This window comes from Ruegeria sp. CK2, from assembly GCF_056536585.1.
Genome location: NZ_JBQFPW010000003.1, coordinates 15,188 through 29,298, shown reverse-complemented (window position 1 = coordinate 29,298; position 14,111 = coordinate 15,188). Strand labels below are relative to the sequence as shown.

Here is a 14,111-nt window from a genome sequence, read left to right as displayed (position 1 = left end):
CTGAGTCTCCAATAGAAAAGTTAGAACAAAGTGTGAACGAACAGGTTTTCGCCGAACAGGTTCCTGTTTCCAAGGCGATCCACAAACTTCACAGAGAGCCGCCCTGTTGAAGGCGTCGTCCAAGTGTCAACATTTTGAAGAAAGTGGCGCGGTTGACGGGGCTCGAACCCGCGACCCCCGGCGTGACAGGCCGGTACTCTAACCATCTGAGCTACAACCGCGCATTTTCGTGATCCCTAGGCCCGGATCCAGGCTGACAGCAGTGGCGCGGTTGACGGGGCTCGAACCCGCGACCCCCGGCGTGACAGGCCGGTACTCTAACCATCTGAGCTACAACCGCCCGCTGCCCGTTCATTGCTGAACGTTGGGGTGTATTATGGGTCCGCCCCGGTATCGTCAAGCGGCGTTTTGAAGTTTTTTGCGCTCAGCCGATTTTTTCCCAAGCTGTTAGTCGGAGGAACAAGATCAGGTTGAACTATTCCGCTCTGGTAGCGCGGTTGATTGCCCGCCGGTCTTGCGCAATTCCCTAGGCCGCTGTAGAAGCGCGCCGCGCGGGTGATTAGCTCAGTGGTAGAGCGCTTCGTTCACATCGAAGATGTCAGGAGTTCAAATCTCTTATCACCCACCAAGCCTTCGCTGGTAAATCTCTGACTTTATTTACCTTTCCTCGATCAGCTACCAGATGGCCGGTTAGATGTATCGTGAGAAACAAAAAAAGGCGCACCCATAAGATGCGCCCTTTCGATAGTCTGAGATTGATCTAATGGGCCGTAGCAGACGGGCTTGTGCTTTCTGCTGCTTTGGCTGCAGCCGCGGCTGCCTCCTCAGCGGCTTCGTCCCACTCGATCGGCTCAGGCGCACGCACCAAAGCTTGTTTCAGAACCTCTGAGACATGCGCCACCGGGATGATGTCCAGACCTTCCTTAACGTTGTCCGGAATCTCGGCCAGATCCTTTTCGTTTTCCTCGGGGATCAGAACGGTCTTGATACCGCCACGAAGCGCCGCCAACAGCTTTTCCTTCAAACCGCCGATTGGCATTGCGTTGCCGCGCAACGAGACCTCACCCGTCATGGCGATGTCCTTGCGCACCGGAATACCGGTCAGCACCGACACGATCGAGGTCACCATTGCCAGACCCGCACTTGGGCCATCTTTTGGCGTTGCGCCATCCGGCACGTGGACGTGGATGTCCAACTTATCGAACTTGGGTGGCTTTACTCCGATCTGAGGCGAGATGGAACGCACGTAGGAGGAGGCCGCGTCGATGGATTCTTTCATCACATCGCCCAGCTTACCTGTGGTCTTCATCCGACCTTTGCCGGGCAGTTTCAGAGCTTCGATATGAAGCAGATCACCACCCACTGACGTCCAGGCCAGACCGGTGACAACACCGACCTGATCGTCCTGTTCAGCCAGACCGTAGCGGAACTTGGGAACGCCAAGGAACTCATCAAGATTATCCGGTGTCACCTTAACGGTTTCCGCCTCTTTCTTGATGATCTTGGTCAGCGATTTTCGGGCCACCTTGGCGATCTCACGCTCAAGATTCCGCACGCCCGCTTCACGAGTATATGTGCGGATCATCTTTTGCAGGGCCTCATCGGTCAGTTCAAATTCCTTGTCCTTAAGGCCATGGTTTTTGACCTGCTTGCCGATCAGGTGTTGCTTGGCGATCTCGCTTTTTTCGTCCTCGGTGTAGCCGGCCAGCGGAATGATCTCCATCCGGTCAAGCAAGGGCCCGGGCATGTTGTAGCTGTTGGACGTGGTCAGGAACATCACGTTCGACAGGTCATATTCCACTTCCAAATAGTGGTCCATGAACGTGTTATTCTGTTCAGGGTCCAACACTTCGAGCATGGCAGACGCCGGGTCACCACGGAAATCTTGACCCATCTTGTCGATTTCATCCAACAAGATCAAAGGGTTCGTGGTTTTGGCTTTCTTAAGCGCCTGAATGATCTTGCCAGGCATTGAGCCAATGTATGTCCGACGGTGACCGCGGATCTCGGATTCGTCACGCACCCCACCCAGCGAGATGCGAATGAACTCGCGCCCCGTGGCTTTGGCGACCGATTTCCCCAAGCTGGTCTTACCCACGCCTGGAGGGCCGACAAGGCACATGATCGGGCCTTTTAGCTTTTTCGAACGCTGCTGAACTGCCAGATATTCGACGATCCGTTCTTTGACCTTCTCAAGGCCATAGTGATCGTCATCCAGGACCTTCTGCGCGCGACCCAGATCTTTCTTGACGCGAGACTTGGTGCCCCATGGCAGCGACAAAATCCAGTCCAGATAGTTGCGCACGACAGTGGCTTCAGCCGACATCGGGCTCATGTTGCGCAGCTTCTTCAGCTCACCTTCGGCCTTTTCACGCGCCTCTTTCGACAGCTTGGTCTCGGCGATTTTCTCTTCCAGCTCAGCAACTTCGTTCGAGCCGTCTTCGCCATCACCAAGTTCCTTCTGAATGGCCTTCATCTGCTCATTCAGATAGTATTCGCGCTGCGTCTTCTCCATCTGGGATTTTACGCGGGTCTTGATCTTCTTTTCGACCTGCAAAACCGACATTTCACCCTGCATCAGGCCATAGACTTTCTCAAGCCGCTCGCTGACGCTGAGCGTTTCAAGCAGATCCTGCTTTTGCTCAACTTCGATCCCAAGATGGCCGGACACAAGATCCGCCAGCTTGGCGGGTTCAGTGGTTTCACCCACAGCGGTCAGCGCTTCTTCGGGGATGTTCTTGCGCACTTTTGCATAGCGCTCGAACTCATCTCCGACGGTGCGCAGCAGTGCCTGCGTCGTGGTCACGTCGCCGGGCATCTCTGTCAGGTATTCCGCGCGGGCTTCAAAGAAGTTGTCGTTTTCCAGAAATTCTGTGATCTGTACCCGCGCCTGACCTTCAACCAGCACCTTCACGGTGCCGTCGGGCAGCTTCAGCAGTTGCAGAACGTTGGCCAGAACACCGGACCGGTAAATACCATCAACATCCGGATCATCGACGCCTGGGTCGACTTGGCTGGACAACAGAATTTGCTTGTCATCCTGCATCACCTCTTCCAGCGCGCGGACCGACTTATCGCGGCCGACAAACAGCGGCACGATCATATGTGGGAACACCACGATGTCGCGCAGCGGCAGGACGGGGTATGAGGAATTCAGAGGCTCTTGCATGCTCTATCCTTATCGTTGGCAAGACGGCTCCGGTCCCTCATCGAGGCAACACTCGGCCATCTCCTGTCTTGGACGATAAAGGTGGGGCCTCATCGCCCTTTTTCAACCTTACCGTCATGTATCGAAATTCAGAATGACCCGAGGTGTTACCGACTGCAAGACGTCCGCGGGACATATCCACCGAAAATTGTCAAAACGCGCGACTAAGTTATTCGCCCTGTCCTCAAAAGATGCGTTGAACTGCCCGGGACAAAAAGAACCCGTGACCATCCTGGTTTGTGCACTCCAGCCCCTTTTTTGATGAGTGGCACACAAATCCACCAAACTGGCCTGTTACGCCATATTCAGCCCGGTGATACCCGTCGCGATGGCGGCTAAGGGCCGCGCATACCATCTGGACGTTGCCCGTGTTGTTCATCAAGAATTCATGCCCCCAATCAGCCTGACAGTTCGCGGGTCGCGGCAAGGCCGGTGGGCCATTGCGTTCAATGATCGTACATTGAATGTCGGAAAATCCCGCACTTTCACCAACTGAGCATTGTATGTTTTCTGACGGGGTTTCAAATGTCCAGATATCAGAAAACGCGGGCGTGGCGCATATAATCATCGCGCCTATCAGTGGGCGGAACATCAAAGCCTCCGGGGTCAAATCGCAAAAATTCACTGTAATAATCTAGAAACAGTGTACCGTTTATAAGCTGTATTGTCACCGAAAAGGATGATCAAACTGGCGCGATATCGCCCTGCGCGCGCTGTGTGTGGAACTGCTCCTGCCATCGCTCAAACGTCCCTGCGGAAATCGCATCGCGCATATCCTGCATGATCTCCTGAAAGTAATGCAGGTTGTGCCATGTCAGCAGCATGCCCGAAATCATCTCATTCGCGCGGAAGACGTGGTGCAGATATGCACGCGAGTATTTCGAGCATGCAGGACACGAACATGCCTCGTCCAAGGGACGCGGATCATCGGCGTGCCTTGCGTTTTTGATGTTCACAACGCCAAACCGCGTAAACACCTGGCCTGTGCGGCCAGACCGTGAAGGCAGCACGCAATCCATCATATCAATGCCACGTGCAACCGCCCCAACCATATCATCAGGCTTTCCGACACCCATAAGGTATCGGGGCTTGTCTTCGGGCAGGAAACCGGGGGCGTAGTCGAGGCAGGAGAACATCGCCTCTTGCCCTTCACCTACGGCCAGACCGCCTATTGCATAGCCTTCAAACCCGATGTTTTTCAAAGCTTCGGCGCTTTCCTCGCGCAGATCACGCTCTAACCCGCCCTGCATGATACCAAACAGCGCGTGCCCCGAACGGTCGCCGAACGCTTCACGGGACCGGTCCGCCCATCGCATCGACAGGCGCATAGATTCAGCAATGCGATCACGATCGGCTGGCAAGGCGGGACATTCGTCGAAACACATGACGATGTCAGACCCCAGCAGGCGCTGAATCTCCATCGACCGTTCCGGTGACAATTCGTGTTTGGAGCCGTCAATATGCGATTTGAAGGTCACGCCCTTCTCGGTCAGCTTGCGCAGGCCCGCCAGTGACATGACCTGAAACCCGCCTGAGTCCGTCAGGATCGGTCGATCCCAGTTCATGAACTTGTGTAGCCCGCCCAAACGGTCGATCCGTTCCGCGGTTGGACGCAACATCAGGTGATAGGTGTTGCCCAGCAGGATATCCGCGCCCGTAGCACGCACGCTTTCGGGCATCATTGCCTTGACCGTCGCCGCTGTCCCAACGGGCATAAAGGCTGGTGTACGCACGTCACCGCGCGGCGTCTTGATGACACCATTCCGGGCCTTGCCATCCGTGGCTTTCAGTTCAAATGAAAATCGCTGGGTCATGTTATCAACTCGGATCGCGGAACCGGGCAGCATTTGCCCGATCAACCCGCCCAATGCAACCCGTCAGGGCAATGAGGCGACGCGGTCCGTAAATAGTCGCACCACTTCTGCCCCGTCTACATTGCGGCAAACAGAGATCGACGGACGAGACGGATCCGGCCGCGTCGCCCCCAATTCAGGTCCGTGCGCGATGACTTGAAGGCCGATTGAAGCCATGTCGAACATCGGATCATGTGTGCAGGCGATCACTGCCGTTGAATCATGCAATCCGCACCCTTCTAACCCACCAATTTCCTTGTAGAATTTCAGATAGAACCGAGAGATATCGTGCAGGAACGCCCCCATATGAGGGGATCGACTGGCCAGCGCTTCGAAATCGGCGGCCTCGTACAAGGTTTTCAGCGTCACATCCAAACCAACCAACACGGTTTCCGGTGGGGTCGCAAAGACTTCGTTTGCGGCCGCAGCATCGTGATAGATATTCGCCTCTGCATGTTCAGTGATATTGCCAGGGCAGAAAACCGCACCGCCCATGATCACCAGCCGCTTCAGATTCGAAGAAAATTCGGGATCAAGGCGGATTGCGTCCGCAATATTGGTCAAAGGCCCAATCGCACAGACTACCAGTTCACCTTTGTGTACACGGGCCATTTCGGCAAGGAACTCAGCCGCAGGCAAAGCATGGTTGTAACCGATTTCCGGAATGTCTGTCAGATCACCAAATCCCTCGGGCCCATGAACATGTTCGGAGGGGGTATGACTCTCCGATCCGCGCGGGAAAGACGCGCCTTGTGCCACCGGGATAGATAATCCCAATTTATCCCGCAAATACCGTGCATTACGACTGGATTGGTGCACATGCGTATTGCCAAAAACGGTGGTCAGGCCAACCAGCTCAATTTCAGGCGCCGCAGCAGCATATGCGATGGCCATTGCATCATCGATGCCAGGGTCAGTGTCGATTATCAGTTTCATAGCGTCCCGATATCTTAGTCTGATATGGATGCAAAGCGGTCACAATGCATAAATTCGGCCAAAAATTATCCCATTTGAACGTTTGCATCCGTCTTGTTTCCATCCATACCAGAGTTGAAATCATGCGACTCAACCCTTAAATGTATACCATCGTACACAATAAAAGAGGACAGATATGACTGAAGACCAGATTATTGGGTTGCTATCGTCAAACATCATTTACGTCTTGGCCGCCGTTTTGGTGGTTATCGTTATCCTCAAGGGCATCAAGATCGTCCCGCAATCCGAAAAATTCGTGGTCGAACGTTTCGGTCGCCTGCACTCGGTCCTTGGCCCCGGCATCAACTTTATCGTCCCGTTTCTGGATGTTGCGCGCCACAAGATTTCGATTCTGGAACGTCAGTTGCCGAACGCAACCCAGGATGCGATCACCAAAGACAACGTTCTGGTGCAAATCGACACTTCGGTCTTTTATCGAATTCTTGAACCGGAAAAGACCGTTTACCGTATTCGGGACGTCGACGGAGCAATCGCCACCACCGTAGCAGGCATTGTCCGTGCAGAAATCGGTAAAATGGATCTGGACGAGGTCCAATCAAACCGCTCGCAACTGATTAATCGTATTCAGGAAAGTGTCGAAACGGCTGTGGACGACTGGGGCATACAGGTTACCCGCGCTGAGATTCTCGATGTGAATCTGGATCAGGCGACTCGGGACGCGATGTTGCAGCAGTTGAATGCCGAACGCGCACGCCGCGCCCAGGTGACTGAAGCTGAAGGTCTGAAGCGCTCGGTCGAGTTGCAAGCCGATGCCGAATTGTACGCGGCCGAGCAAACAGCCAAGGCCCGCCGTATCCAGGCTGACGCCGAAGCCTATGCCACAGGTGTCGTTGCCAAAGCCATTCAAGACAACGGTATCGAAGCGGCACAATATCAGGTCGCACTGAAGCAAGTTGAATCGCTGAACGCACTAGGCAACGGTTCTGGAAAACAGACGATCATCGTTCCTGCAAACGCAATTGAAGCCTTTGGAGATGCGTTCAAGATGCTCAAAGGAGGAAAGTGATGGCGGACCCCGTTTGGCTAACTTGGTGGATTTGGCTGGCCGCCGCACTTGCGCTTGCGATCCTTGAGGTCGCCCTGCCCGGTTTCATATTTCTGGGCTTTGCAATTGGTGCGGCGATCACGGGCCTTCTACTGGTCATTCCGGGGTTTGTACCGTCTTTATCCTTTCTGTTACTGATATTCGCGGTTCTTTCCTTGGTGGCCTGGCTTATCCTGCGTCGAATGTTCGCTCGACCGCACGGTCAGGTGAAAACCTTTGAACACGATATCAATGACTAAACAGCTTTGGCGCCAAACTTGGCGCCATTGCCCCACTGGACGCTGTGGCGGGCATTCCCTATATAATCACTCAGGCAACTGACCCGAGGCACCAATGACCCACCCAAGCGAACAGTTTGAAGGCACACCGCTGATTGCGCCGTCGACAATAGAACACCCTTTGTACGAGCTTGTGGTTGAAGCGTGCCGGACGGTCTTTGACCCGGAAATCCCCGTTAACATCTACGACCTTGGGCTGATCTATACGATCGATATCGCCAGCGACAACGCCGTGAAGGTGATCATGACCTTGACCGCACCCGGCTGCCCGGTTGCTGGTGAGATGCCTGGATGGATCGTTGAAGCCATTGAACCAGTCGCTGGCGTAAAAGAAGTAGATGTCGAACTGACCTGGGAACCACCCTGGGGTATGGAAATGATGTCAGATGAGGCTCGACTGGAACTCGGCTTCATGTAAGTGGGCGGCATCTGCTCGCATTCCGAACATTTGTCACAAAACGGTTGTTTATCTGTTACTTAACTGTGCAGAGGCTGTCACATAGTTGCGAGACATATGTGGCGCGTTGACGCCGCAATGACCGTTTCGCGTTATATGCACGGGCCGACTGACCAACTGCCGCCCCCAAAAGACCCTGGCCCAGAATACGGACCGTTCTTGCCCGAGAACGGTCCTTTTTCATGGAAACGTCTCTTGCTGCCAGATGTTATTTCAGACCACAGGTCGATTTGATTTCGGCGGATCGTGCATCAAGCTGTGTAATGTAATCCCCTGACAACATCTTAAGCCTTTTGTTCTCAGTTCCCGTGACCAGACCCAGCAGCGCCCCAGCAGGTGTAATGGCCGCCACACTCTCAAGTTGCTTGTCCTCGGCATGCTTTTTTTCGGCATCAATGGCGCGCAAATCACCTTCAGCTGTTGCGCAATTAACCGGATGCCTGTCGGTGTCCGAGGCGGCAAACGCTGGGCCGATTGCCATGACACCAGCAACACAGAACACTGGCACCAGCTTTACCAATACATTGACCTTGATGTTTAGTGCGTTCATTCCTGTCACCTTTCTGGTCGGGTTGCGTTGCAGCATTCAATGAAAGTGGGTCGTACATTGGAAAGCTAAGTCGATCAGCACGGCCGAAACAAGCCATCGTTTCAGAAACATCAGAAAAGTCATAATCGGTGTGAAAATCCGTTCTTTTCCACACACATACTTGAGCCTCACCTAAGTCGGCCCTAAATTGGAGGTAACGTGCGACGACGGAGACTCAGATGTTTGGCATTCCCGGCAAGCAGGCCGTGACCATAACGCCCAAAGCTGCAGAGCAGATTACCCGCCTGATGTCATCCGGCGGTCATGCTGGGCTGCGCATTGGCGTCAAAAAAGGCGGATGCGCAGGCATGGAATACACCATGGAATATGTTGATCAACCTGACCCGCATGACGAAGTTGTCGAACATGACGGCGCGCGTGTGATGATCGCCCCAATGGCGCAGATGTTCCTGTTTGGCACTGAAATCGACTATGAGGTCTCGTTGCTGGAAGCGGGTTTCAAGTTTAAGAACCCGAATGTTGTCGATGCCTGCGGCTGCGGGGAATCGATCAAATTTGATGAAAACCTTGCATCGCAGGGCTGAATTCTTCTGCAATAGTCTGGTGTTTCGATCGTGCTGACCTTCAGGCGATACTCGTGCAATCTCCAACCGGAATTGTCAGGCCCTCCAGACGGTGTTATCCGATCTATCAAATGACATAGCGTTACGAGAGGATTGGATATGCGGCGTAAGCTGGCGGCTGGAAACTGGAAAATGAACGGAACCAGCGCTGTGCTGAGCGAGCTTGAACGGCTTGCGGCCCTTCATCCCTCTCCTTCCCTCGATATCCTGATTTGTCCCCCCGCAACCCTGCTTCATCGCGCCGCCGCTGCGGTCGAAAATACCGACGTTTCGGTTGGCGGTCAGGATTGTCATGCGGACGCCTCGGGTGCTCATACAGGCGATGTCAGCGCTGACATGCTGAAGGACGCAGGAGCAAGCGCCGTGATCCTAGGTCATTCCGAACGTCGCGTGGATCACGGCGAACAAAACGAAGATGTGCGCGCAAAAGCACGGACAGTTATGGATGCCGGGTTGCAGGCGATCATCTGTGTCGGTGAAAGCCTGGAGCAGCGCGACGCGGCCAATACATTGGACATCATTGGCGGCCAATTGTCCGGGTCTGTCCCGGATCAGTCGACAGGTGAGAATCTGGTGGTTGCCTATGAGCCGATCTGGGCCATCGGCACCGGCAAGGTTCCGACACTGGAAGAGATCGGTGAGGTTCACGATTTCATCCGCGCCCGGTTGGAACGCCGATTTGGCGAAGGCGTCGGTCGATCGGTGCGCCTGCTGTACGGTGGGTCCGTCAAGCCAGGCAATGCCACCGAAATCTTCGGCGTTTCAAACGTCGATGGTGCTTTGGTAGGCGGCGCGAGCTTAAAGGCCGAAGATTTTTCGGGCATTATTCAGGCGCTGGAGAGCATCTGAACACTACTCAAGAGGGCATAATCCTTATTCCGCAATGTCTTCAGCCCAAAGCTCGGGCTTTTCTTCGATGAACCGCTTCATCAGTGCAATGCAATCGGGGTCCTCCGCCAGGATGACCTCGACACCTCGTTCACGCAGGAAGTCTTCGTTACCCCCAAAATTCTGAGTGTCGCCGATAACAACCCGCGGAATGCCAAACTGAACGATGGTTCCTGAACACATCATGCAAGGCGACAAAGACGTATAGAGCACGGTGTCCCGATAGGTTCGCTGGCGCCCAGCTTTGCGCAGCGCATCCATTTCGCCATGCGCAATCGGGTCGCCACGTTGAACGCGTTGGTTGCGCCCTTGTGAGACAACCCGCCCATTTCGGGCCAAAACCGATCCGATCGGGCAGCCACCTTCTTCAAACCCCGCCTTAGCTTCGTCAAAGGCGATACGCAGCAAACCTGCGTCGGTTTCGGTAAGCATGTCGGAGGTTCCTTGTTCGATCCCTGCGATCATCCTGCCAAAGGCATCAGAATGCGTCAACGGCAGGATGATTCAGTTAGGATATCTTCATGACAACAAGACCTGAGACAATCAAAACCGCAGCCAGGATGCGAAATGGCGTTATGGCCTCACCCAAAAACATGATGCCAACCATAAACGCGCCAACAGCGCCGATGCCGGTCCAGATGACATAAGCCGTGCCAAGCGGCAAGGTGCGCATCGCTAGCGCCAGCAGGCCAAATGATCCGATCATCGACACGCCCATGATCGCTGTAGGCCACAAGCGCGTGAACCCGGCTGATTGCTTCATGGCAACCGCCCAAACGATTTCTAGCAAGCCGGCGAACAAAAGAAAAATCCAGGACATAAGAACACCTCAGAACAGGTCGGGTCGTCCCGACTGATTTCCCGGTGTGGGGAGGTCGTCCTCTGACTGCTAGATAAGAGCAGAAATCACGGGTTCAAGACACAAAAATGACCGGACGGTTTCAGCCGCCCGGTCGATTGCTAAGCACGTACCGGCTAGTTGGTTATGATTTCGGGCCCCATGAAGGTGTTCGGCAGGAATGTCGAAATCCAAGGTATGTATGTCACCATGATCAGGAAAACGAACAACACGGCCAGAAACGGCAGTGCCGCTCTCACAACACTCATCATCGGCATTCCAGCGACGCCTGATGTGACAAACAGGTTCAACCCGACCGGAGGCGTGATCATCCCGATCTCCATGTTTACCACCATGATGATCCCGAGATGGATTGGATCAATCCCCAGTTCGATAGCTATCGGAAAGACCAGTGGTGCAACAATCACCAACAGGCCCGAAGGTTCCATGAACTGACCCCCGATTAGCAGGATCACATTGACCACAATCAGGAAAGTGACAGGCCCAAGACCCGCAGACAACATGGCACTGGCGATATGCTGCGGGACCTGTTCATCTGTCAAAACATGCTTGAGGATCAGCGCGTTGGCGATGACGAACAACAAGGTTACTGTCAGCTTACCCGCCTCAAACAAAGTGTGCTTTGTATCCGGATGGAACAGCGCTGTTGCCAAAGCATAAGGCTTGGACAGCAGGGACCGGTTTGGCGTTCCGTCTTCGGTACTGAGCGGGCCCATGTCCTTGTAGACGAAGCTTGCAATGAAGAAGGCATAAACCGCGGCCACCGCAGCAGCTTCGGTCGGCGTGAAGATACCGCCATAGATCCCACCCAGAATGATCACGATCAGAAACAGGCCCCAACCGGCCTCGCGGGCCGAAACGAAAATCTCGCCCCACCCTTTCCAGTCTCCCTTGGGCAGGTTTTTAACCTTGGCCATGACGTAGATTGTGATCATCAGCATCAACCCGGCCAAAAGACCCGGAATCACGCCAGCCAGGAACATGCGTCCGACCGAGACTTCGACAGCTGCCGCGTAAACAACCATCACGATTGAAGGCGGGATTAGGATGCCCAAAGTGCCCGCGTTACAGATCACACCCGCCGCGAATTCCTTGGAATACCCCACCTGCCGCATGCCCGCGATAACGATGGACCCGATGGCCACAACAGTCGCCGGAGAAGAGCCAGACAAAGCAGCAAACAGCATGCACGCAAATACACCCGCAATCGCCAACCCTCCGGGCAAATGCCCGACGCAAGCGATCGAAAAGCGGATAATCCGCCGCGCCACGCCGCCCGTAGTCATGAAGGACGACGCCAGAATGAAGAACGGGATCGCAAGCAAGGTAAAGTGGCCTTCGAACGCCTCAAAAAGCGTACCTGCGACCGAAGCCAGCGAACTGTCGGAATAAATCAGCAGGAACAGGGTCGAGCTGAGGCCCAATGCGACCGCAATCGGAACACCAATTAGCAGCAGACCGATGACCATCGAGAAAAGAAGAACAACATCCATCAGTCGTGTTCTCCCCGCTGGGCCCGAACTTCTTCGATCTCGTCCTCAACCTCGTGGCTGGCAACCAGGCGGTCGGTTTCGCCGCGCCAAATCTGCATTGCGACTTGAGTAAAACGAATGACCAGCAAAAGCATCGACAGTGGAAGAATGAAGTAAGGCACAACCTTTGGCAGCTTTTCGTAGTATTCGCCGTAGTTGATCATCTCTTCCAGAAAACGCAGCGGTGCGATCATTGGGATGTCATCAACTTCATAAAAGCTTTGACTACGGGCATCGAGATTGAACCCGGTCGGGAACCATCGCCCCGAGGTGGGCGGCAGATCCGCAAAGACGGCCCAGTAGTCATAGGCGCCCTTCAGCATCAGCAGTGAAAACGCCAGACAGCACGCGACCGAAACCAGTGTAAGAATCCGCCTTGGCGCAGGTGCCAGCATGTTCAGGATCGCATCCACACCCAGATGGGCATGTTTTTTCACCGCATATGACGCACCCAGAAGAACCAGCCAGCCGAATGCAAAAACGGTCAGCTCCAGCGCCCATAGGATATTGGAATTAAAAACAAACCGCGCAATCACGTTCGCAAAGGTTATGGCCGTCATCAGGCCTAGCAACAACGCAATCAGGGTTTCTTCGATATGGTCGACCAGCCCGCCTTGGCCGGATTTCGCACCAGACATCTCTCTGTCCCCGCATTTTTTGTGATGAGAGTTAAAAATGGCGGGCCTAATCCGGCCCGCCCGACCTATGCGCCCATAACTCCCCAGTCCCCGGACGCGCGGTCTGTTCTTGGATCAGAACCCGGCGTTGATAGCTTGCGCCGCATCGATCTTGTCCTGACCGACGTCACCAGAGAACTGGTCCCAAACAGGCTTCATGGCATCAACCCATGCCTGACGCTGTTCCGGGTTCAGATCACGAATGATACCACCCGCATCGGTGATCGACGCTTTTGCGGCTTCGTTTACCGAGAATGCCTCTTTATTGCGGGTTTCAGTCACTTCGCTCAGGATCGTCAGGAACTGATCACGCACTTCCGGATCAAGGCTGTCCAGCCAGTCGACCGAGGTCACAACCAGATAGTCGATGATACCGTGGTTGGTTTCCGTGATGCCATCCTGCACCTCAAAGAACTTCTTCCCGTAGATGTTCGACCAGGTGTTTTCTTGGCCGTCCACAACGCCCTGTTGCAGGGCACCGTACACTTCCGAGAACGCCATTTTCTGTGGGCTTCCCCCGATGGCTTCCATCTGAGCGACCAGAACGTCCGACGATTGAACACGGAACTTCAGGCCTTCCGCATCAGACGGATCCATCAGCGGCTTGTTCGCTGACATCTGCTTCATACCATTGTGCCAGAAGGCCAGCCCCTGAAGGCCGCGGCGCTGCATGCTGTCTTTCAGGGCTTGACCGTCATCCGACGCCTGGAACGCGTCGACCGCATCGATGTTCTTAAACATGAATGGCAAATCGAAAAGGCGGAACTGCTTGGTGAACTTTTCGAACTTTGACAGCGAAGGGGCAGCAAGCTGTACGTCGCCTTGCAGCATCGCTTCGAGTACTTTGTCGTCGTTGTACAGTGTGGAGTTCGGATAGACCTCCACACACATCACGCCGTTCATCTCGTCGTTGACGCGCTGTTCCAGCAAGGACGCAGCGATGCCCTTAGGGTGTTTGTCGGTGTTCGTCACATGTGCGAACTTCACGACGATCTCGCCATCGTCGCAGGCTGCCATGCCGGCGGTCGCGGTCACAGTCAACGCCAGCGCGGTTGCGGCTGTTGTCAGGATTTTCATCTGTTTTTCCTCCCAGACTTCTTTGAACCTTCCCATTGGCGCTTAATCAGCACCAGACGGCGGAAGTG

Annotated in this window: 15 protein-coding genes and 3 tRNA genes; 6 read left to right on the top strand and 12 right to left on the bottom strand. The window is 54.6% G+C overall.

Annotated elements, in window-relative coordinates; translation table 11 throughout:
• Positions 1 to 144: 144 nt before the first annotated feature.
• Positions 145 to 221, bottom strand: a tRNA-Asp gene (locus ACR0BU_RS05605).
• Between the two features lie 42 nt (positions 222 to 263).
• Positions 264 to 340 (bottom strand) — tRNA-Asp (locus ACR0BU_RS05600).
• A gap of 213 nt (positions 341 to 553) precedes the next feature.
• On the opposite strand from ACR0BU_RS05600, the gene ACR0BU_RS05595 reads away from it, so the two are divergent.
• Positions 554 to 628, top strand: a tRNA-Val gene (locus ACR0BU_RS05595).
• A gap of 132 nt (positions 629 to 760) precedes the next feature.
• Here the strand turns inward: ACR0BU_RS05595 and lon are convergent.
• From lon to ACR0BU_RS05575, 4 genes are all read right to left on the bottom strand, one after another.
• The gene (lon, locus tag ACR0BU_RS05590) at positions 761 to 3,169 is read right to left on the bottom strand and encodes an endopeptidase La (protein ID WP_480735418.1); all 2,409 of its coding nucleotides are present in this window, start codon (positions 3,167 to 3,169) and stop codon (positions 761 to 763) included.
• 223 nt (positions 3,170 to 3,392) lie between these two features.
• Positions 3,393 to 3,800, bottom strand: coding sequence for a DUF6636 domain-containing protein (locus ACR0BU_RS05585; protein WP_367277437.1), 408 nt, complete (start codon positions 3,798 to 3,800; stop codon positions 3,393 to 3,395).
• 91 nt (positions 3,801 to 3,891) lie between these two features.
• Positions 3,892 to 5,022, bottom strand: coding sequence for a tRNA guanosine(34) transglycosylase Tgt (gene tgt, locus ACR0BU_RS05580; RefSeq protein ID WP_480735417.1), 1,131 nt, complete (start codon positions 5,020 to 5,022; stop codon positions 3,892 to 3,894).
• A gap of 63 nt (positions 5,023 to 5,085) precedes the next feature.
• Entirely contained in the window at positions 5,086 to 5,997 is a 912-nt protein-coding gene (locus tag ACR0BU_RS05575) for a nucleoside hydrolase (protein WP_480735415.1), read from the bottom strand.
• 175 nt (positions 5,998 to 6,172) lie between these two features.
• On the opposite strand from ACR0BU_RS05575, the gene ACR0BU_RS05570 reads away from it, so the two are divergent.
• From ACR0BU_RS05570 to ACR0BU_RS05560, 3 genes are all read left to right on the top strand, one after another.
• Positions 6,173 to 7,063, top strand: coding sequence for an SPFH domain-containing protein (locus ACR0BU_RS05570; protein ID WP_298932178.1), 891 nt, complete (start codon positions 6,173 to 6,175; stop codon positions 7,061 to 7,063).
• Positions 7,063 to 7,341 carry an NfeD family protein gene (locus ACR0BU_RS05565; protein WP_298932180.1) on the top strand — a complete coding sequence of 93 codons (279 nt, stop codon included), beginning with the start codon at positions 7,063 to 7,065 and terminating at the stop codon, positions 7,339 to 7,341. Before ACR0BU_RS05570 ends, ACR0BU_RS05565 begins: the two co-directional genes overlap by 1 nt.
• A 94-nt stretch (positions 7,342 to 7,435) precedes the next feature.
• Positions 7,436 to 7,798, top strand: coding sequence for an SUF system Fe-S cluster assembly protein (locus tag ACR0BU_RS05560; protein ID WP_298932182.1), 363 nt, complete (start codon positions 7,436 to 7,438; stop codon positions 7,796 to 7,798).
• A 247-nt stretch (positions 7,799 to 8,045) separates the two neighbouring features.
• On the opposite strand, the gene ACR0BU_RS05555 is transcribed toward ACR0BU_RS05560, so the two are convergent.
• Positions 8,046 to 8,387, bottom strand: coding sequence for a hypothetical protein (locus ACR0BU_RS05555; protein ID WP_298932184.1), 342 nt, complete (start codon positions 8,385 to 8,387; stop codon positions 8,046 to 8,048).
• A 218-nt stretch (positions 8,388 to 8,605) separates the two neighbouring features.
• On the opposite strand from ACR0BU_RS05555, the gene ACR0BU_RS05550 reads away from it, so the two are divergent.
• Positions 8,606 to 8,971, top strand: coding sequence for a HesB/IscA family protein (locus ACR0BU_RS05550; RefSeq protein ID WP_298932186.1), 366 nt, complete (start codon positions 8,606 to 8,608; stop codon positions 8,969 to 8,971).
• 138 nt (positions 8,972 to 9,109) lie between these two features.
• The gene (gene tpiA / locus ACR0BU_RS05545) at positions 9,110 to 9,859 is read left to right on the top strand and encodes a triose-phosphate isomerase (RefSeq protein WP_480735412.1); all 750 of its coding nucleotides are present in this window, start codon (positions 9,110 to 9,112) and stop codon (positions 9,857 to 9,859) included.
• Between the two features lie 24 nt (positions 9,860 to 9,883).
• Here tpiA and ACR0BU_RS05540 read toward each other — a convergent pair whose 3' ends face one another.
• The 5 genes from ACR0BU_RS05540 to ACR0BU_RS05520 all read right to left on the bottom strand — a co-directional run bounded on the left by ACR0BU_RS05540 (position 9,884) and on the right by ACR0BU_RS05520 (position 14,043).
• Complete coding sequence (locus ACR0BU_RS05540; RefSeq protein ID WP_298932190.1) at positions 9,884 to 10,330, bottom strand: nucleoside deaminase; 447 nt, start codon at positions 10,328 to 10,330, stop codon at positions 9,884 to 9,886.
• Between the two features lie 76 nt (positions 10,331 to 10,406).
• A complete protein-coding gene (locus tag ACR0BU_RS05535) occupies positions 10,407 to 10,718 on the bottom strand; it encodes a DMT family transporter (RefSeq protein ID WP_299078776.1) in 312 nt (103 codons plus the stop codon).
• A gap of 155 nt (positions 10,719 to 10,873) precedes the next feature.
• A complete protein-coding gene (locus ACR0BU_RS05530; RefSeq protein ID WP_298932193.1) occupies positions 10,874 to 12,250 on the bottom strand; it encodes a TRAP transporter large permease in 1,377 nt (458 codons plus the stop codon).
• On the bottom strand, positions 12,250 to 12,927 hold the full coding sequence (locus tag ACR0BU_RS05525) for a TRAP transporter small permease (protein ID WP_480735409.1): 678 nt from the start codon (positions 12,925 to 12,927) through the stop codon (positions 12,250 to 12,252). Before ACR0BU_RS05525 ends, ACR0BU_RS05530 begins: the two co-directional genes overlap by 1 nt.
• 114 nt (positions 12,928 to 13,041) lie before the next feature.
• A complete protein-coding gene (locus ACR0BU_RS05520) occupies positions 13,042 to 14,043 on the bottom strand; it encodes a DctP family TRAP transporter solute-binding subunit (protein ID WP_298932196.1) in 1,002 nt (333 codons plus the stop codon).
• Positions 14,044 to 14,111: the final 68 nt, after the last annotated feature.